At 67.8% G+C, this 16717-nt stretch carries 19 protein-coding genes; 4 read left to right on the forward strand and 15 right to left on the reverse strand.

The window, feature by feature from the left end; genetic code table 11:
- Window positions 1–24 precede the first annotated feature (24 nt).
- The 9 genes from WG902_RS18590 to WG902_RS18630 form a co-directional block, all read right to left on the reverse strand.
- On the reverse strand, window positions 25–1305 hold the full coding sequence (locus WG902_RS18590) for a glutamate-5-semialdehyde dehydrogenase (protein WP_340061690.1): 1281 nt from the start codon (window positions 1303–1305) through the stop codon (window positions 25–27).
- A gap of 35 nt (window positions 1306–1340) precedes the next feature.
- Window positions 1341–2450 (reverse strand): DNA polymerase III subunit delta, encoded by a 1110-nt coding sequence (gene holA, locus WG902_RS18595; protein WP_340061691.1) that lies wholly within the window; start codon window positions 2448–2450, stop codon window positions 1341–1343.
- A gap of 92 nt (window positions 2451–2542) precedes the next feature.
- Entirely contained in the window at window positions 2543–3814 is a 1272-nt protein-coding gene (gene rocD, locus WG902_RS18600) for an ornithine--oxo-acid transaminase (protein WP_340061692.1), read from the reverse strand.
- Between the two features lie 112 nt (window positions 3815–3926).
- Window positions 3927–4469, reverse strand: coding sequence for an LPS-assembly lipoprotein LptE (locus WG902_RS18605; RefSeq protein ID WP_340061693.1), 543 nt, complete (start codon window positions 4467–4469; stop codon window positions 3927–3929).
- 2 nt (window positions 4470–4471) lie between these two features.
- On the reverse strand, window positions 4472–7087 hold the full coding sequence (gene leuS, locus WG902_RS18610) for a leucine--tRNA ligase (RefSeq protein ID WP_340061694.1): 2616 nt from the start codon (window positions 7085–7087) through the stop codon (window positions 4472–4474).
- A 162-nt stretch (window positions 7088–7249) separates the two neighbouring features.
- Window positions 7250–7666 (reverse strand): ExbD/TolR family protein, encoded by a 417-nt coding sequence (locus WG902_RS18615; RefSeq protein WP_340061695.1) that lies wholly within the window; start codon window positions 7664–7666, stop codon window positions 7250–7252.
- A gap of 2 nt (window positions 7667–7668) precedes the next feature.
- Window positions 7669–8319 carry a MotA/TolQ/ExbB proton channel family protein gene (locus WG902_RS18620; RefSeq protein ID WP_340061696.1) on the reverse strand — a complete coding sequence of 217 codons (651 nt, stop codon included), beginning with the start codon at window positions 8317–8319 and terminating at the stop codon, window positions 7669–7671.
- Window positions 8320–8326: 7 nt separating this feature from the next.
- Window positions 8327–9205 (reverse strand): 4-hydroxy-tetrahydrodipicolinate reductase, encoded by an 879-nt coding sequence (gene dapB, locus WG902_RS18625; RefSeq protein ID WP_340061697.1) that lies wholly within the window; start codon window positions 9203–9205, stop codon window positions 8327–8329.
- A 6-nt stretch (window positions 9206–9211) separates the two neighbouring features.
- Window positions 9212–9760, reverse strand: a complete 549-nt coding sequence (locus WG902_RS18630) for an outer membrane protein assembly factor BamE (protein WP_340061698.1) — start codon at window positions 9758–9760, stop codon at window positions 9212–9214.
- A 42-nt stretch (window positions 9761–9802) separates the two neighbouring features.
- Here WG902_RS18630 and fur point away from each other — a divergent pair, with 42 nt between their 5' ends.
- Window positions 9803–10234, forward strand: a complete 432-nt coding sequence (gene fur, locus WG902_RS18635) for a ferric iron uptake transcriptional regulator (protein WP_332826711.1) — start codon at window positions 9803–9805, stop codon at window positions 10232–10234.
- A 152-nt stretch (window positions 10235–10386) separates the two neighbouring features.
- Here fur and hprK read toward each other — a convergent pair whose 3' ends face one another.
- The 5 genes from hprK to WG902_RS18660 all read right to left on the reverse strand — a co-directional run bounded on the left by hprK (window position 10387) and on the right by WG902_RS18660 (window position 12903).
- On the reverse strand, window positions 10387–11337 hold the full coding sequence (hprK, locus tag WG902_RS18640; protein ID WP_340061699.1) for an HPr(Ser) kinase/phosphatase: 951 nt from the start codon (window positions 11335–11337) through the stop codon (window positions 10387–10389).
- A gap of 1 nt (window position 11338) precedes the next feature.
- The gene (locus WG902_RS18645; protein ID WP_340061700.1) at window positions 11339–11806 is read right to left on the reverse strand and encodes a PTS sugar transporter subunit IIA; all 468 of its coding nucleotides are present in this window, start codon (window positions 11804–11806) and stop codon (window positions 11339–11341) included.
- A gap of 116 nt (window positions 11807–11922) precedes the next feature.
- Complete coding sequence (gene hpf, locus WG902_RS18650) at window positions 11923–12255, reverse strand: ribosome hibernation-promoting factor, HPF/YfiA family (protein WP_340061701.1); 333 nt, start codon at window positions 12253–12255, stop codon at window positions 11923–11925.
- A gap of 267 nt (window positions 12256–12522) precedes the next feature.
- Window positions 12523–12690, reverse strand: a complete 168-nt coding sequence (locus WG902_RS18655) for a hypothetical protein (RefSeq protein WP_340061702.1) — start codon at window positions 12688–12690, stop codon at window positions 12523–12525.
- 21 nt (window positions 12691–12711) lie between these two features.
- On the reverse strand, window positions 12712–12903 hold the full coding sequence (locus WG902_RS18660; RefSeq protein WP_340061703.1) for a hypothetical protein: 192 nt from the start codon (window positions 12901–12903) through the stop codon (window positions 12712–12714).
- A gap of 153 nt (window positions 12904–13056) precedes the next feature.
- Between WG902_RS18660 and WG902_RS18665 the strand changes: the two genes are divergently transcribed.
- The 3 genes from WG902_RS18665 to WG902_RS18675 are packed head-to-tail and all read left to right on the forward strand — an operon-like array spanning window position 13057 to window position 15931.
- Window positions 13057–14256 (forward strand): patatin-like phospholipase family protein, encoded by a 1200-nt coding sequence (locus WG902_RS18665; protein ID WP_340061704.1) that lies wholly within the window; start codon window positions 13057–13059, stop codon window positions 14254–14256.
- Between the two features lie 11 nt (window positions 14257–14267).
- Complete coding sequence (corA, locus tag WG902_RS18670; RefSeq protein WP_340061705.1) at window positions 14268–15251, forward strand: magnesium/cobalt transporter CorA; 984 nt, start codon at window positions 14268–14270, stop codon at window positions 15249–15251.
- Complete coding sequence (locus tag WG902_RS18675; RefSeq protein WP_340061706.1) at window positions 15239–15931, forward strand: hypothetical protein; 693 nt, start codon at window positions 15239–15241, stop codon at window positions 15929–15931. Before corA ends, WG902_RS18675 begins: the two co-directional genes overlap by 13 nt.
- Window positions 15932–15934: 3 nt before the next feature.
- On the opposite strand, the gene WG902_RS18680 is transcribed toward WG902_RS18675, so the two are convergent.
- Window positions 15935–16633, reverse strand: a complete 699-nt coding sequence (locus tag WG902_RS18680) for a 5'-methylthioadenosine/adenosylhomocysteine nucleosidase (protein WP_340061707.1) — start codon at window positions 16631–16633, stop codon at window positions 15935–15937.
- Window positions 16634–16717: the final 84 nt, after the last annotated feature.

Here is a 16717-nt window from a genome sequence, read left to right on the forward strand (position 1 = left end):
TCTTCTTCTAGTGGGGGTCGGGGATCAGGTCCGCACTTCGCCGTTGCCCAGGACGATCCATTTCAGCGACGTGAGGCCTTCGATCCCGACCGGCCCGCGCGCATGGAACTTGTCGGTGCTGATGCCGATCTCGGCGCCCAGCCCGTACTCGAAGCCGTCGGCAAAGCGGGTGCTGGCGTTCACCATCACGCTGGCCGAGTCCACCTCGCGCAGGAAGCGCTGGGCGTGCATATGGTCGCGCGTGACGATGGCGTCGGTGTGATGGGACGAATAGCGGTTGATGTGCGCGATGGCCTCGTCGATGCCGGCGACGACCTTCACGCTGATGATGGCCGCCAGGTATTCCTCGGACCAGTCCTGCTCGGTGGCTTGCTTGACGTCGCCGCCCTTCACCTTGGCCAGGATCGCGCGGGCTTCGGGATCGCAGCGCATTTCCACGCCCTTGGCGGCGAAGATCGCGCCTATGCGCGGCAGGAAATCCGGCGCCACCGCGCGGGCGACGAGCAGGCCTTCGATCGCGTTGCATGGGCTGTATTTCTGCGTCTTCGCGTTGTCCGCCACCGCGACCGCCATGTCCATCTCGCAGGGGTCGTCCACGTAGACGTGGCAGTTGCCGTCCAGGTGCTTGATGACGGGGACCTTGGCCTCGCGGCTGATGCGCTCGATCAGGCCCTTGCCGCCGCGCGGAATGATCACGTCCACGTACTCGGGCATGGCGATCAGGCGACCCACGGCTTCGCGGTCCGTCGTCTGCACCAGCTGCACCGCCTCGGGCGGCAGGCCGGCCTGCACCAGCGCCTGCTGCACCAGCCGCGCCAGCGCCTTGTTGGATTCGATCGCTTCGGAGCCGCCGCGCAGGATGCAGGCGTTGCCGCTCTTGATCGACAGGCTGGCGGCCTCGATGGTCACGTTGGGGCGGCTTTCGAACACCATGCCGAACACGCCGAGCGGCACGCGCATCTGGCCCACGCGGATGCCGCTGGGCTGCTGCTTCATGCCGATCACCTCGCCGATGATGTCCGGCATCACCGCCAGCTGTTCGCAGCCGATCGCCAGCGTCTCGATGATCTTGGGCGTGAGCTTGAGCCGGTCGACCATGGGTGCGGCCAGGCCGGCGGCCGTGGCACGCTCGATGTCCCTGGCGTTGTCGGCCTGCAAGGCCTGCACGCTGGCGCGCAGCAGCGCCGCCATGGCGCTCAATGCCCGGCTCTTCTGCGCCGCCGTCGCCGAAGCCATGCGCGCGGACGCCTCCCGGGCCTGCAGGCCCAGGGAAGCCATGTGTTCGGCGATGTTCAGCGCGTTCATCGCCCGTATTATCCCCTGCCCCTCTGAGCGGCGGATTAGGCCGGGGGCGCGCCGGGAGAGCGCCCAGCGCCCCCACCCCGTCCTCCCCCGGAGGGAGAGGGAGTGACGGCCAGGCACAGGTCCATCGCCAGGCGGTGCAGCGCCTGCCAGCCGTCGGTGGGCCAGCCCGGAGCCTTGAGACCTTTCACGATGCCGTCCACCATGTGCGCGGCGTGCAGCAGGTTGTCCAGCGTCGTGGCGCCCAGCCTCGGCAGCACGCGCTCGTACAGCTTTTCCTTCACGCCCCAGACCCGCTGCTCGCGCAGCGCCATGGGCAGCGGCCGGCCGGCGGCCATCGCGTCCTTCACGCGCTTGAGCGCCCGGATGTCCTCCGACAACGTGTAGTGCACCAGCACCTCGGCCTCGCCTTCGGCCTGCAGCCCGTCCAGCATGCGCTGCACCCGCGTCGGCTGGCCGGCCAGCACCGCCTCGGAGAGCTTGAACACGTCGTAGCGCGCGACATTCAGCACGGCGCTTTCCACCTGCTCGAAGCGCAGCTCGCCGGCGGGATACAGCAAGGCGAGTTTCTGGATCTCCTGGTGGGCGGCCAGCAGGTTGCCCTCGACGCGATCGGCAAAGAACTGCAGCGTCCGCTGGCCTTCGTCGCCGCCGGCCACGCGCTGGCCGTTCTGCGCCAGCCGCTGGCTGATCCACTGCGGCAGCGCGCCACGCTCCACCGGCTGCACCTCGAGGGCGACACCGCCGCCTTCCAGCGCCGCGAACCAGGCCGTCTTCTTCGTCTGGAAGTCGAGCTTGGGCAACAGCACCAGCGTCAGCGTGCTGTCGTTGCCCGCCGCGCTTTCAGCCAGCTGCTGCAAGGCGGTACTGCCGTCCTTGCCCGGCTTGCCCGAGGGGATGCGGACCTCGACGATCTGCTTGTCGGAAAAGAGGCTGAGCGAGCCGCCCGCCGCCAGCACCGCGCTCCAGTCGAAGTGCGCGCCGGCCACCGTATGCACCGTGCGCTCGGTATAGCCCTGCGTCCGCGCCGCGGCGCGGATCGCATCGGCGGCCTCCTGCACCAGCAGCGGCTCGTCGCCGTACAGCATGTAGAGCGGCCGCAAGCCGCGCTGCAGGTGCTGGGAGAGCTGGGCGGGGGCGAGCTGCATGTCTCGAGTGTACCGACGCACGTTCGCGTTGGTCCCCCTCCCCGTAGGTCGGGTTTCGCGCAGCGAACCCCGACGTTGCCGCGGCGCGTCGATTACGCCGGGGTGCCCTGGCGGGCAACCCGGCCTGCGAGTTCCGCGTGCTTCTCGCGCGCCACCCGCCGGAAGATTTCAACCGCCCGGTCCATCAACTCGAACGTGATGGTCAGCGGCGGCGCGAAGCGGATCACGGTTTCGTGCGTCTCCTTCGACAACAAGCCATGCGCCGCAAGCCGTTCGACCAGGTCCCGCGCGGTGGTGCAGGACGGCTCGATGTCCACGCCGATCCACAAGCCGCGTCCGCGCACGTCGCGGATCAGCGGGCGCACTTCGTCCTGCACCTCGCGCAGCCGGCGCATCAGGTAGTCGCCCTTCTCGGCGCAGTGGTCCACCAGGCCTTCCTCCTCCAGCACCTTCAAGCCCTCCAGCGCCACGGCGGCCGCCAGCGCGTTGCCGCCGAACGTGGAGCCGTGGCTGTTGGGGCTGAACACCTGCATCACCTTGTCGTCGGCGCAGAAGGCGCTGACCGGCAACAGGCCGGCGCCCAGCGCCTTGCCCAGGATCAGCGCGTCGGGCCGGATGCCCTCATGCTGGAACGCGAACCACTTGCCGGTGCGTCCCAGCCCCGCCTGCACCTCGTCGTCGATCAACAGGACCTGGTGGGCCGTGCACCAGGCCCGCAGCTCCTGGAAAAAGCCCGGCGGGGGCACGATCACGCCGGCCTCGCCCTGGATCGGCTCGATCAGCACGGCGCAGGTGTCCGGGGTAGCGGCCGCCTTCACGCTTTGCATGTCGCCGTAGTCGAAGTGCTGGAAGCCGCCGTCGAAGGGGCCGAAGCCGTTGCGATACTCCGGCTCGCTGGAAAAACCGATGATGGTGCTGGTGCGGCCGTGGAAGTTGCCGCGCGCCACCAGGATGCGCTGGCGGCCGTCGGGGACGCCCTTGATGCGGTGGCCCCAGCGGCGCGCGCACTTGATGGCGGTTTCCACCGCCTCGGCGCCGGTGTTCATCGGCAGCGCGCGCTCGAAGCCGGTCACCTCGCTGAGCTTTTCCAGCAGCGGGCCGAGCGTGGTGCCGTAATAGGCGCGGGACGTCACGGCCACCTTCTCGAGCTGGCGCTGCGCCGCGGCCACGATGCGCGGATGCAGGTGCCCGTGGCTCACCGACGAGTACGCGCTCATCATGTCGATGTACTCGCGGCCATCGACGTCCCACACCAGGCAGTCCTTCGCGTGGTCGACCACCACCTGCACCGGCGCATAGTTGCGCGCGCCGTAGCGCGCTTCCTTGGCGATGAAGCTGTCGGTCGTGTCGCGCTTGGCATCCATGGCTGGGCCTTCGGAGTGAAACCCGAGCGTGCCACCCGGCGCGTGGCGCGGCTGTAGGACGCGCGCCGAAAGGTCGCCGCGGCTGGCGGGACGGCCGCGGCGGGTTGCTTTGTTACAGCGCTTTCAGCGCGCCCAGGCGGCGCATGAGCTGCTGCACCAGGTCGTTCTGCATGTCGCGGTACAGCAGGACCTCTTCCGATTCCTTGGCGAGCACGGCCGTTTCGTTGAAGCTGATGTCGCGCTGCTGCAGCAGCTCGGTGTCGGGAATCAGCTCGCGCGACAGCGGCGTGCGCACGCGAAAGTGGATGCGCGAACGCAACTGGTATTCCCGCACCTGGCCGCTGGCATTGAGGCCGACGACCACTTTTTCGCGCTGCTCCTGCAGCAGGTCGAAAATCACCTGCCCGGGCACCGCCACCGGCGCCGAGGCTGCACCCGCCGGAGCCGGAGCCGCTGCCGGCGCCAGCGTGCCGGTGATCACGCGCACCTTGCCGTCCTGCCGGAAAGCCTTGCGCAGCTCCGCCGCCAGCGGCGACGTCTGCGGCGCATTGATCACGATGGTGTCGAACGCGAACTCCGGCGCCTGCCGCAGCTGGAAGCCGCAGCCGGCGAGCAGGGTGGCAAAGGCGGCGGCGAAGACGGAGCGTCGCTGCATCTTCAGATCACCACGTTGACCAGCCGGCCGGGCACCACGATCACCTTCTTCGGCGCCGCCCCGGCCGCGAACCTGGTGAAGGCTTCGCTGGCCACCGCGATCTTCTCGATCTCGTCCTTGTCGGCGCCGGCCGGCACCAGGATCGCACCGCGATGCTTGCCGTTGACCTGCAGCACCAGCTCGACCTCGTCCCGTTGCAGCGCAGCCTCGTCCACCCTGGGCCAGGGCGCGTCGAGCAGGTCGCCGTGCGCGGCCACATAGCCCAGTTGCTGCCAGAGCGTGTGCGCGATATGGGGCGTGGCCGGGTACAGCGAGCGCAGCAGGATGCCGAAGCCTTCGCGCAGCGCCGCCTGGGCGCCGGGTTCGCCGGTCGCCTTGAAGTCCTCCAGCGCGTTGAGCATCTTCATCGCCCCGGACACCACGGTGTTGTACTGCATGCGCTGGTAGTCGTAGTCCACCTGGCGCAGCACGGTGTGGATCTCGCGGCGCAGCGCCTGCGCGCCCTTGCCGTAGCTGCCCGGCTTCGCGTCGCTGCCGGCGCCCAGCTTCACGCCGAAGTTCCACACGCGGCGCAGGAAGCGATGGCTGCCTTCCAGCGCGGCGTCGTTCCACTCCAGCGTGGCCTCGGGCGGCGCGGTGAACATGGTGTACAGGCGCGCGGTGTCGGCGCCGTACTTCTCGATCAGGTCCTGCGGGTCGACGCCGTTGTTCTTGGACTTGGACATGGTGGTCCAGCCCTCGTACACCACCGGCTGGCCGTCCGACCTGGCCTTGGCGGAAATCACCTTGGCATGTTCATCACGCTCGATGTCGAGCTCGTGCACCCAGAAGAACTGCTTGCCCGTGGTGGTGCGCGAGAACGCCTCGTTCAGCACCATGCCCTGCGTCAGCAGCCTGGTGAACGGCTCGTCGATCTTCACCAGGCCCAGGTCGCGCATCACGCGGGTCCAGAAGCGCGCGTACAGCAGGTGCAGGATGGCGTGCTCGATGCCGCCGATGTACTGGTCCATCGGCATCCAGTACTGCGTGCCCGCGCCGACCATCGCCAGGTCGTTCTTCGGGTCGCAATAGCGCATGAAGTACCACGACGAGTCCACGAAGGTGTCCATGGTGTCCGTCTCGCGGCGCGCCGGCTTGCCGCACACCGGGCAGTTGCAGGCCAGGAAGTCCTCGCGCTTGTTCAGCGGATTGCCGCTGCCGTCCGGCACGCAGTCCTGCGGCAGCACCACCGGCAGGTCCTTCTCCGGCACCGGCACCGCGCCGTGCACGTCGCAGTGGATGATCGGGATCGGCGTGCCCCAGTAGCGCTGGCGGCTCACGCCCCAGTCGCGCAGCCGCCAGGTGGTCTTCTTCTCGCCCAGGCCCTTGAGCTGCAGCTGGTGGGCCACCGCCTTCACCGCTTCCTGGTACTTGAAGCCGCTGAAGATGTCGGAGTTGATCACGACCCCGTTCTCCTTGTCGGCGTACCAGTCCTGCCACTGGTGGTAGTCGTAGGTCTTGCCGTCCACGTGCACCACCTGCACGATGGGCAGGCCGTACTTCAGCGCGAAGGCGAAGTCGCGTTCGTCATGGCCCGGCACGCCCATCACGGCGCCGTCGCCATAGCCCATGAGCACGTAGTTGCCGACCCAGACTTCCACCGGTTCATCGCTGAAGGGATGCAGCACCCGGATGCCGGTGCGCATGCCTTCCTTCTCCTTGACGGCGAGCTCCGCTTCGGTGGTGCCACCGCGCTTGCACTCCTCGATGAAAGCCGCCAGCTTGGGATTGCCCTGCGCCGCGTGCTGCGCCAGCGGATGTTCGGGCGCCACGGCGCAGAACGTCACGCCCATGATGGTGTCGGCGCGCGTCGTGAAGACGTACAGCCGCCCATCGCCGATCAGCTTGCCGTCCCTGCCGCGAATGCTGTGCGGGAAGGCGAAGCGCACGCCCTCGCTGCGGCCGATCCAGTTTTCCTGCATCACCTTCACGCGCTCCGGCCAGCCGGGCAGCTTCTCCTGCACGTGCTCGAGCAGTTCCTGCGCGTACTCGGTGATCTTGAGGTAGTAGCCGGGGATCTCGCGCTTTTCCACCGCCGCGCCGGTGCGCCAGCCCTTGCCGTCGATCACCTGCTCGTTGGCCAGCACCGTCTGGTCCACCGGGTCCCAGTTGACGACCTGCGTCTTGCGGTAGGCGATGCCCTTTTCCAGCATCTTCAGGAACAGCCACTGGTTCCACTTGTAGTAGCTGGGGTCGCAGGTGGCGATCTCGCGCGACCAGTCGATGGCCAGGCCCATCGCCTGCATCTGGCCCTTCATGTACGCGATGTTCTCGTACGTCCACCTGGCCGGCGGCACGTTGTTCTTCATTGCGGCGTTTTCGGCCGGCAGGCCGAAGGCGTCCCAGCCCATGGGCATGAGCACGTTGTAGCCGTTCATGCGCAGGTAGCGCGTCAACATGTCGTTGATCGTGTAGTTGCGCACGTGGCCCATGTGGAGCTTGCCCGAGGGGTAGGGCAGCATGGAGCACGCGTAGAACTTCTTCTTGCGCGGATCCTCCGTCACGCGGTAGGCATCGCGCGCGGTCCATTCAGCCTGGGCGGCCTTTTCCACCGCCAGGTGGTTGTACTTGTCATCCATATGGGGAAATTGTAGGGCCGAGGGGAAATACGGACAGCCGGACGCAGAAGACGCAGAAACTACGCAGAAGACGCAAAAGGAATCCAAAACCCTTTTAAGGTTTTTTCTGCGACTTCTGCGCAACTTCCGCGCCTTCTGCGTCCGGTAGTTCGGACCCCGCTTCTACTTCGGTTGCTCGGCAACAAAGCCGATTCGCGAGAGCCCCGCCTTGTGCGCCACGCCCATCACTTCCACGATGCGGCCATAGGGCACGGCCTGGTCGGCGCGCAGCTGGATCTCGGTGTCCGGATTCGCCTTGGCTGCGGCCGCCAGTTGTTCGGCGAGCTGCGGCGGGGTGACGGGCTTGTCGTTGACGAAGACCTGCCCGGCCTTGTCCAGCACCACCGTCACGAAGCGTGGGGCGTCACCCGGCTGGGCGCCGTCGGCCTTGGGCAGGTCCAGCCGGATCGAACTGGCCAGCAGCGGCGCGGTGATGATGAAGATCACCACCAGCACCAGCATCACGTCCACCAGCGGCGTGACGTTGATCTCGCTCATCGGCGCGTCGCCCCTGGTGCGCTCCAGGCGGCCGAATCCCACGGTCAGGCTCCGGAGGCGGGATGCGCCAGCAGTTCGCGCAGGTCGCGGGCGAAACCTTCCAGGTCCGCTTCGATGCGCCCGATCAGCCGGCCGAAGATGTTGTAGCCCAGCACGGCCGGGATCGCGACGGCCAGCCCGGCCGCGGTCATGATCAACGCCTCGCCGACCGGGCCGGACACGCGGTCGATGGTGATCTGGCCGGCATTGGCGATGTTGGTGAGCGCGTGGTAGATGCCCCAGACCGTGCCCAGCAGCCCCACGAAGGGCGCGGTGGAGCCCACGGTGGCCAGCAGCACCTGGCCGAACTGCAGCTTGTCCAGCACGCGGTGCAAGGCGTCGCGCAGCACGCGGGTGAGTTGCTGCGACTTGTCGCCGGCGGCCGCCAGCGAGCCGGGCGCATGCGTCTGCGTGGCGGCGATCAGCGGCAGCACCAGCGCCTCGCGGTCGAACGCGCCGATCTTCTGCCGCGCCTCGTCGATCGTGGCGGCCTGCCAGAACGCCGCGGTACTGCGGGCGACGTCGCCGGTCGCCCGGCGCAGCATCCAGGCCTTCCAGAGGATGACGACCCAGCTGGACACCGACATCGCCAGCAACAGGATCGCCACCACCTGGGTGATCGCATCGCCCTGGCGGAACAGATCCATGAAGCTCATGTGGTGGTCAATCCCTCAAACCGAGCACGTCGAACATGTCGAACATGCCCTTCGACTGTCCGCCGAGGAAGCGCACGGCCCGCAGGCTGCCTTGCGCGTAGGTGGCGCGGCTGGCGGACTTGTGCGTGATCTCGATGCGCTCGCCGGTGCCGGCGAACAGCACCGTGTGGTCGCCCACGATGTCGCCGCCACGAATCGACGAGAAACCGATGGTGGAGGGATCGCGTTCGCCGGTGACGCCCTCGCGGGCGAAGACGCCCACTTTCTTCAGGTCGCGGCCGATGGCGGCGGCGATCACCTCGCCCATCTTCAGCGCGGTGCCGGACGGCGCATCCACCTTGTGCCGGTGGTGCGCTTCGATGATCTCGATGTCGTAGCCGGTGGCCAGGGCCTTCGCCGCCATCTCCAGCAGCTTCATCGTCACGTTCACGCCGACGCTCATGTTGGGCGCCATCACGATGGCGATGTCGCGCGCGGCGTCGGCGATCTCGCGCTTCTGGCCCTCGCTGAAGCCGGTGGTGCCGATCACCGCCTTCACGCCGAGTTCGCGGCACATCTTCAGGTGGGCCAGCGTGCCTTCCGGCCGGGTGAAATCGATCAGCACCTGCGCATGCTCGAGGCCGGTGCGCAGGTCGGCGCTGACGGGTACGCCGCTGGCATGGCCCAGGAAGGCCGCCGCGTCATTGCCGATGGCGGGGCTGGACGCGATGTCGAGCGCGCCGGCAAGCCGGCAGTCGTCGGAAGCGCGAATCGCTTCGATCAGCATGTGGCCCATGCGGCCCGATGCGCCGGCCACCGCCACCTCGTGATGGGCCGTAGGCGCGGCAGGGCGCTGCACCGCGCCCGCGACCGCAACCTTCTTGAGTGCCTGCGTGCCCTTGCTCATGCAGGCTCAGCGGGGCGTTTCGAGCGGGGGGTAGTTCGCCGGCGCGGCAGTCACCGGCTGGTCGACGACGGCAGCGGCCGGCGTGCGCTTGCCGTCGAAGGACTGCAGCTCCGCCTCGGTGGCCTCGAGGCGCGGCACCTTGCCGCCCTTGCGCCGGTTGTCCAGGGCCGTCACGAACTCGGCCTCGCTGGGCATGGTGTCGCCCTCGGCGCGGTCCATGGTGTCTCCCTGGAAGTACACGGTCAGGCGGCGCTGCTGGGGCTCGACGCCCTGGCGCTTGAGCGTGAACACGTAGTCCCAGCGCTCGCCGTGGAACACGCTCGTCACCAGCGGCGTGCCGAGCACCTGCCGCACCTGGTCGCGGCTCATGCCCTTCTGCAGCGCATCGACCTGTTCCTTCGACACGAAGTTGCCTTGCACGATCTCGATGCGGTAGGGCGTGAGGGCGGTGGTGATGCGGGCGCTGGAAGTCAGCGTCCCGCAACCGGCGAGCGCCGCGAGGACCGCGGCGGCAAGCAGGATGAGTCGCGACTGGCGCGGGAGCATGACGGGCATGGCGGGGGCAGGCGATATGATCGGGGCATTGTAGCGGGCACCATGGCGAACATCGACGAACTCAAGAGCACGGGACTCAAGGCCACGCTGCCGCGCCTGAAGATCCTCGACGTGTTCCACAAGGGGTCGCAGCGGCACATGACCGCGGAAGACGTGTTCCGCGTGCTGCTGGACGACAGGTCGGACATCGGCCTGGCCACCGTGTACCGCGTGCTCACGCAGTTCGAGCAGGCGGGGATCCTGAGCCGCAGCCATTTCGAAAGCGGCAAGGCCGTCTACGAACTCAACGAAGGCCAGCATCACGACCACCTGGTCTGCCTGGACTGCGGCCGCGTCGAGGAGTTCTACGACGCCGAGATCGAGAAGCGCCAGAACGACGTGGCCAAGCTCAAGGGCTTCGAGATCGCCGACCATGCGCTGTCGCTCTATGCGCATTGCACCAAGCCGAACTGTCCCAATAAGCCGTCTCGCTGAAGGCTAAACCCAACAGCAGGACGCAGAAGGCGCAGAAGTTACGCAGAAATCGCAAAAGGACATCCAAAACCTTTTTGGATTTTTCTGCGTCTTCTGCGTAACTTCTGCGCCTTCTGCGTCCGGTTGTTGGGAGTTCGGTGGCGCGTCGACTCTCACCCGCCCTTTTCCATCGCCCGCCGATGCCGCTCGACAAACTCCTGGTAGGTGTCCACGCCCCGTAGTTGCAGGATGGTGTTGCGCACCGCGGCTTCCACCAGCACGGCCATGTTGCGGCCGGCGACGACGGGGATGACCGCCTTGCGCACCGGCACGCCCAGCACGTCCTGCGTCAGCGGCTCATAAGGCAGGCGCTCGTACTCGCGCTCCATCGTCTCGCGCCGCACCAGGTGGACGATCAGCCGCAGCCGCATCTTCCGCCGCACCGCCGTCTCGCCGAAGATCGCGCGGATGTCCAGCAGGCCGATGCCGCGCACCTCCAGCAGGTTCTGCAGCAGCTCGGGACAACGCCCTTCGATCGTGGTCTGGTTGACGCGGTAAAGGTCCACCGCGTCGTCGGCCACCAGGCCGCTGCTGCGCGTGATGAGCTCCAGCCCCAGCTCGCTCTTGCCGAGGCCCGACTCGCCGGTGATCAACACGCCCAACCCCAGGATGTCCATGAACACCCCGTGCATCGAGGTGCGCTCGGCGAAGTGCTTGGACAGGTAGGCGCGCAGCACGTCGATGACGAAGGCCGACGGCTCGCCCGTGGAGAACATCGGGATCTGCGCGCGCTCGCACATGGACAGCAGCGCGTCCGGCGCGACCTTGTTGTCGGTCAGCACCAGCACCGGCGGCTCCAGCGTGACGATGCGCGAGATGCGCCGGGCACAGTCCTCCGGCGTGGCGTTGGTCAGGTAGGCGACCTCGCGCTCGCCCAGGATCTGGACCCGGTACGGATGGATGTAGTTGAGGTAGCCGACCAGGTCGGCGCCGGAGCGCGCTGCGCGCACGGCCACTTCGTCGAAGCGGCGCTCCGAGGCGCCGAGCCCGGCCACCCATTCCCACTTGAGCGTGGCGCGGTGGTCCTCGAACAGGACGTCGGCGCTGACGACGGTGGGTTTCAAGCTATTGCGGCTGCGCCGACTGCCAGCCGGCGATCAACTGGTGGAGCTGGGCAGCGTCCGCGCTGAACTTGACCTTCTCGCGCAGCGGCGCGTCGCTGAGCAGCTCGGCGATCTCGGACAGGATTTCCAGGTGCTTTTGCGTCGCCGCTTCCGGGACCAGCAGGAAGATCAGCAGGTTGACGGGTTGTTCGTCCGGCGCGTCGAAGCCGATCGGGTTGGCCAGCTGGAACAGCGCGGCCATCGGCGCCTTCAGGCCCTTGATGCGCCCGTGCGGGATGGCGACGCCGTGGCCGAGGCCGGTGGACCCCAGGCGTTCGCGCGCGAACAGGCTGTCGGTGATCAGGGCGCGAGACAGGCCGTGGAGGTTCTCGAACAGCAGGCCGGCTTCCTCGAAAGCGCGCTTCTTGCTGGTGGCGTCGACGCCGACCAGGACCTGGGCGGGCGGCAGGATGGACGCAAGGCGGTTCATGGCAGTGGGCGGATTATGCACAGGCGGGCATTCACATCACCAGAACGGCCGGATGCCTTTCGACGAAGACACCACACATCGCAAGGCCCCTTTCGGGGCCTTGTTTTACCGGGCATTCACATCAGGCGCTTGGGGGCCTCGAGGTGATGGTGGTCCTGGATGCGGGTCTTGTGGCGGCCCACCTGGCGGTCGAGCTTGTCGACCAGCTCGTCGAGGGCGGCATAGAGATCCGAGTGCGAGCTTTCGGCGAACATCTCGCCGCCCTTCACGTGGATCTTGCATTCGGCGCGTTGCCTTCGTTCCTTCTCCTTTTGCTTCTCCACGGTGAGCAGAACCTTGATGTCGACGACCTGGTCGAAATGGCGGGTGATGCGATCGAGCTTGTTGGTCACGTAATTTCGCAAGGCGGGGGTTACTTCGAGGTGGTGACCGCTGATCGTCAGGTTCATGGAGCCTCCTGTTTGCACTCGGGTGGATTGCGCCGACATGGCGCGGAAGGGAACGCGGAGATGTCGAAAAAGCTTCGATCCACTATGCGCCCGGGTCCCGCAAAACGCAATGATTTCCCTCAATGCCGAGGCGCGAATCCGGTGTAACGACGCTGCGCGAAATGCAATGAAAAAGAGAGCACAAAAGCGAAGCGGCCCCTGAGGGCCGCGACGTTGGGTCGGGTCGGCTTGCACCGCCCGCGACGATTCAATGAAGGGGATGCACGTTCAGCGCAGGCGCCAGGCGGCAGCCGCATCGATGCGGTTCCAGCCCGTGGCCTTCGGGTGCGCCTGCGCGCCCGGGCGCTCCAGGTTCGCATGCTCCACGCGCTCTGCATGGGGCTTGTCGCGCGGCGTGTCGTTGAATCGGTTGCTGGTCTTGGGCTCTTTGTACATGCTGTGCTCCGGTGCGTGCGGTCAGCTGCCGCTGTCGCTGGTATGGGTGGGCTTGCTTTCCTGGGGAGCCAGAGGCCGCTCGCCGTGCCGGCTGATGAAAGGCCAGGCGTGGGCGCTGCGGGGCTGCCGTTGCACCAGGTTGGCCTGGGCCTCCGCGGCTGCTGGACGCCAGGTCGAGCGGCTGGCGTTCGGGTCGGTCGCTAGCTGGATCATCTCGGCTCCTTGGGGAAAGCTGCTCCAGACCCAACTGGGCCGGAGCGATGAGCAAATTTAAGGGGGCCTCCTGGGCAATGCTGTCGGACGTTCTGGCCCAGCCGTGTAGGATTTGTCCTGCGCGCCGACCCAGCAGTAAGTGCCTGCACCCGAATGAGCCTTGAAACCATCATCCATGGCGGCCTGACCAGCCCGGATCGGCCCGTGAACGGGTTGGTCCTGATGGGCGGCGGCGCCCGCACGGCCTACCAGGTCGGGGTGCTGGCCGGAATCGCCTCGATGATCCGGCTGCAGCCGTTCAGCACCACCGGTTTCCCCTTCCAGGTGATGGTGGGCACCTCGGCCGGCGCGCTGAACGCCGCGTTCCTGGCCTCGCACGCCAGCCGCGGGCTGGCGGCCTTCGACGCGTTGCGCCAGTTCTGGGACGTCCTGCATTGCGACCGCGTGTACCGGCTGGAGGCGCCGATGTGGGTCGGCTTCAGCCGGCTCCTGGCCGCCGTCAAGCTGTGGGGACACGCCCGCAGCCGCGGCGCGGTGCTGGACACGATGCCGCTAGTGGACACGCTGCACCAGCGCATTTCCCTGGCCGGCATCGACGACGCCCTGGAGGCGGGCGCCATCGACGCATTGGCGATCACCGCATCGAGCTACACCACCGGCATCCACTGGACCTTCTGCCACACCGCGCGCGACAGCCGCCACAAGCCGTGGCAGCGCCCGGGCCGGCGCGCCGAGTTCCAGCCGCTGACCATCGAGCACCTGATGGCGTCCAGCGCCATCCCGTTCCTGTTCCCGGCGACGCCGCTGTGGGTGGACGGCCGCCGCGAATTCTTCGGCGACGGCTCGATGCGGCAGGTCTCGCCGCTGTCGCCCGCCGTGCACCTGGGTGCGCGCAGGGTGCTGGTGATCGGGGTCGGGCAGCCGGAGCGCGCCGGGCTGGGCAAGGCCGCGGCCGGGGCGCCGGGGCTGGGCGGCATCGCGGGCCATGCGATGGCGAGCGTCTTCCACGACACGCTGCAGGCGGACGTGGAGCAGACGCAGCGCCTTGCGCGCACGCTGCGTGAACTGCCGCGCGAGATCGCGGCCGTGCTGCCGTACCACGCCATCGAGGTGTTGGCGATCCAGCCGACGGAGTCGCTCGACGGGCTGGCGCGCAGCCACGCGCGGCTGCTGCCGCCCTCGGTGCGGCGGGCGCTCGGCGGCTTCGGCGGCATGGGGGACGGCGGCGCGGCGCTGGCGAGCTACCTGCTGTTCGAGCCGGAGTTCGTGCAGGCGTTGGTTGCGCTGGGCGAGCGCGATGCGTTCGCAAAGAAGGCCGAGCTGCTCGCGTTCCTCGGGCTCGGCGCGGCATAATCCCGCCGCCCATGCTCAACATCTTTTCACTCGCCAACGGCCGGCTCTTCCAGGAAGAGATCGAGTCGCTGGAGGAGCTGTCGAAATTCCAGCCGATCTGGGTGGACCTCGAAGCGCCGACGCTGGAGGAAAAGCGCTGGGTCAAGCAGTACTACGGCCTGTCCATCCCGGAAGACGCGATGGACGAGGACATCGAGGAGTCCGCGCGCTTCTACGAAGAGGACAACGGCGACCTCCACATCCGCAGCGATTTCCTGATCGCCGACGCCGAGCCGCGCACGGTGCGCGTGGCGTTCATCCTGAACCTGATGAACGAGGCGCTCAAGAGCCATGGCGTGCTGTTCTCCATCCACGACGAGGACGTGCCGGTGTTCCGCCTGCTGCGGCTGCGCGCGCGCCGCGCCCCCGGCCTGATCGAGGATGCCAAGGAGGTGCTGCTCAAGCTGTACGACGCCGACGCGGAGTACTCGGCCGACACGCTGGAAGGCATCTACGACGAGCTCGAGAAGTCCAGCAGGCAGGTGCTGTCCGGCGAGGTGACGGACACCCTGGCCGGCGAAGTGCTGGCTGCCATCGCCCGGCAGGAGGACTTGAACGGCCGCATCCGCCGCAACATGATGGACACGCGCCGCGCCGTGAGCTTCATGATGCGCAGCCGCATGCTGAATGCCGAGCAGTTCGACGACGCGCGGCAGATCCTGCGCGACATCGAATCGCTGGACAGCCACACGGCGTTCCTGTTCGACAAGATCAACTTCCTGATGGACGCCACCGTCGGCTTCATCAACATCAACCAGAACAAGATCATCAAGATCTTCTCGGTGGCCAGCGTGGCGCTGCTGCCGCCGACGCTGATCGCCAGCCTCTACGGCATGAACTTCCGTTTCATGCCCGAACTCGAATGGCGCGGCGGCTATCCGTTCGCGCTCGGACTGATGGTGGCGTCGGCGCTGGTGCCGATGTGGTACTTCCGCAGGCGCGGTTGGCTGCGGTGATCGGCCGGCGGCTCGGCTGCGGCGTCATGGTGGCGGCGCTCGTGCTGCTGTCGGCAGGCAGCGCGAGCGCGGCCGGCGGCCACCACGCGGTGGACGATGCCGGCATCCTGGGCCCCGGCGAATGCGAGCAGGAAAGCTGGTATTCGCGTGCCCAGGGCGGCGGCCAGTTGGTGCATGCCGGCGCGGGTTGCCGCGTCGGGCCGATCGAACTCGCCGCGGCGGGAGACCTCGCGCGCAGCGGCGGCAGGTCCGAAACTGCCTGGACCGTGCAGGCGAAGTGGGCCACCGAGGTGGCGGACGGCGTGAGCATCGGCCTGGCCGTGCAGCCGGCGCTCCTGCCGCAACAGAGTCCGCGCTTTGCGGGGACGACATTGGCGGCGCTGGCCACCTGGAAACCGCGCGACGACCTCGCCTTCCACCTGAACATCGGCCGCGACTTCGTGAACCAGGGGCCCGACGGCCCACGCAACGGGATCGCGGCGGAGTGGGCTCCCGTGGCACGCTGGTGGCTGCTGGCCGAACGCTATATCGAGGGTCGTACGCATTTCGTCCGCGCCGGCGCTCGCTGGGTGGCAGGCTCCAATTGGAGCCTGGACTTCAGCCATGCCCACCGCCTGAGCGGGCCCATCCCATCGCGCTGGACCCTGGGCCTGACCTTCGCGTTCGGCGGCGAGGACTGAAGGTCAGCCGGCTCGCAGGAAAGCCTCGACGATCGCCGCCGAATGGCGGCTGGCCACCTGATCGATGAAGCTGAGGAAGTCCCCGTGCGCGGCGTCGTCGGCGCGATCGGAAATTGTCCGCACTGCGGCGAAAGGCACCCCGTAATCGCGGCACACCTGCGCGCAGGCGGCGCCTTCCATCTCCACCGCCAGCGCATCGGGCAGCGCCTGCCGCAAGGCCTGGCTCTCCGCAAGGCTGGAGACGAAGCGGTCGCCACTGGCGACCAGGCCCCGGTGCAGCCTGGTGCCGGGCAACGCATGTTCGACGGCGGCGAGCAACTTGTGCGTGAGCACCGGGTCCGTGGCGAAGCGGTCGGTGCCATACAACGGAACCTCGTAGCGCGGAAAGAGCGGCGACGCGTCCAGGTCGTGCTGGAGAAAGGCGTCGGCCACCACGACGTCACCGCGCTGCACGCCGGGCGCGATGCCGCCGGCGACGCCGGTGAAGACGATGCGGTCGACCGCGAAGCGTTCGACCAGGACCGTGGCCGTGGTTGCCGCCGCCGCCTTGCCGATGCGCGACAGCACGGCCACCACTTCCTGCCCGTGCAGGTGGCCGACCCAGAACTCACGCCCCGCCACGACCTGCTTGTGCTCGTCCGGCAGCAGGGCCAGCACGGCGGACAGCTCCTCGTGCATGGCGGAGACGATAGCCGTTCGCATGGGAAGATTCTGTCACCCCGCGCAGGCGGGGGCCCAGGGCGCCCAAAGAAAAAGCGGCCTCGCAGCCGCTTCTTCGAAAGCCCT

This window comes from Ramlibacter sp. PS3R-8 (assembly GCF_037572435.1).
Taxonomy (GTDB): Bacteria; Pseudomonadota; Gammaproteobacteria; order Burkholderiales; family Burkholderiaceae_C; genus Ramlibacter.

What these genes read in the sequence shown, in the direction of transcription:
- WG902_RS18620 (WP_340061696.1), bottom strand. Translation starts at nt 8,319, where the DNA reads ATGAGCTTCATGGATCTGTTCCGCCAGGGCGATGCGATCACCCAGGTG.
- leuS (WP_340061694.1), bottom strand. Translation starts at nt 7,087, where the DNA reads ATGGATGACAAGTACAACCACCTGGCGGTGGAAAAGGCCGCCCAGGCT.
- WG902_RS18590 (WP_340061690.1), bottom strand. Translation starts at nt 1,305, where the DNA reads ATGAACGCGCTGAACATCGCCGAACACATGGCTTCCCTGGGCCTGCAG.
- holA (WP_340061691.1), bottom strand. Translation starts at nt 2,450, where the DNA reads ATGCAGCTCGCCCCCGCCCAGCTCTCCCAGCACCTGCAGCGCGGCTTG.
- fur (WP_332826711.1), top strand. Translation starts at nt 9,803, where the DNA reads ATGGCGAACATCGACGAACTCAAGAGCACGGGACTCAAGGCCACGCTG.
- corA (WP_340061705.1), top strand. Translation starts at nt 14,268, where the DNA reads ATGCTCAACATCTTTTCACTCGCCAACGGCCGGCTCTTCCAGGAAGAG.
- WG902_RS18645 (WP_340061700.1), bottom strand. Translation starts at nt 11,806, where the DNA reads ATGAACCGCCTTGCGTCCATCCTGCCGCCCGCCCAGGTCCTGGTCGGC.
- hpf (WP_340061701.1), bottom strand. Translation starts at nt 12,255, where the DNA reads ATGAACCTGACGATCAGCGGTCACCACCTCGAAGTAACCCCCGCCTTG.
- WG902_RS18665 (WP_340061704.1), top strand. Translation starts at nt 13,057, where the DNA reads ATGAGCCTTGAAACCATCATCCATGGCGGCCTGACCAGCCCGGATCGG.
- rocD (WP_340061692.1), bottom strand. Translation starts at nt 3,814, where the DNA reads ATGGATGCCAAGCGCGACACGACCGACAGCTTCATCGCCAAGGAAGCG.
- WG902_RS18605 (WP_340061693.1), bottom strand. Translation starts at nt 4,469, where the DNA reads ATGCAGCGACGCTCCGTCTTCGCCGCCGCCTTTGCCACCCTGCTCGCC.
- WG902_RS18655 (WP_340061702.1), bottom strand. Translation starts at nt 12,690, where the DNA reads ATGTACAAAGAGCCCAAGACCAGCAACCGATTCAACGACACGCCGCGC.
- WG902_RS18630 (WP_340061698.1), bottom strand. Translation starts at nt 9,760, where the DNA reads ATGCCCGTCATGCTCCCGCGCCAGTCGCGACTCATCCTGCTTGCCGCC.
- WG902_RS18660 (WP_340061703.1), bottom strand. Translation starts at nt 12,903, where the DNA reads ATGATCCAGCTAGCGACCGACCCGAACGCCAGCCGCTCGACCTGGCGT.
- WG902_RS18680 (WP_340061707.1), bottom strand. Translation starts at nt 16,633, where the DNA reads ATGCGAACGGCTATCGTCTCCGCCATGCACGAGGAGCTGTCCGCCGTG.
- dapB (WP_340061697.1), bottom strand. Translation starts at nt 9,205, where the DNA reads ATGAGCAAGGGCACGCAGGCACTCAAGAAGGTTGCGGTCGCGGGCGCG.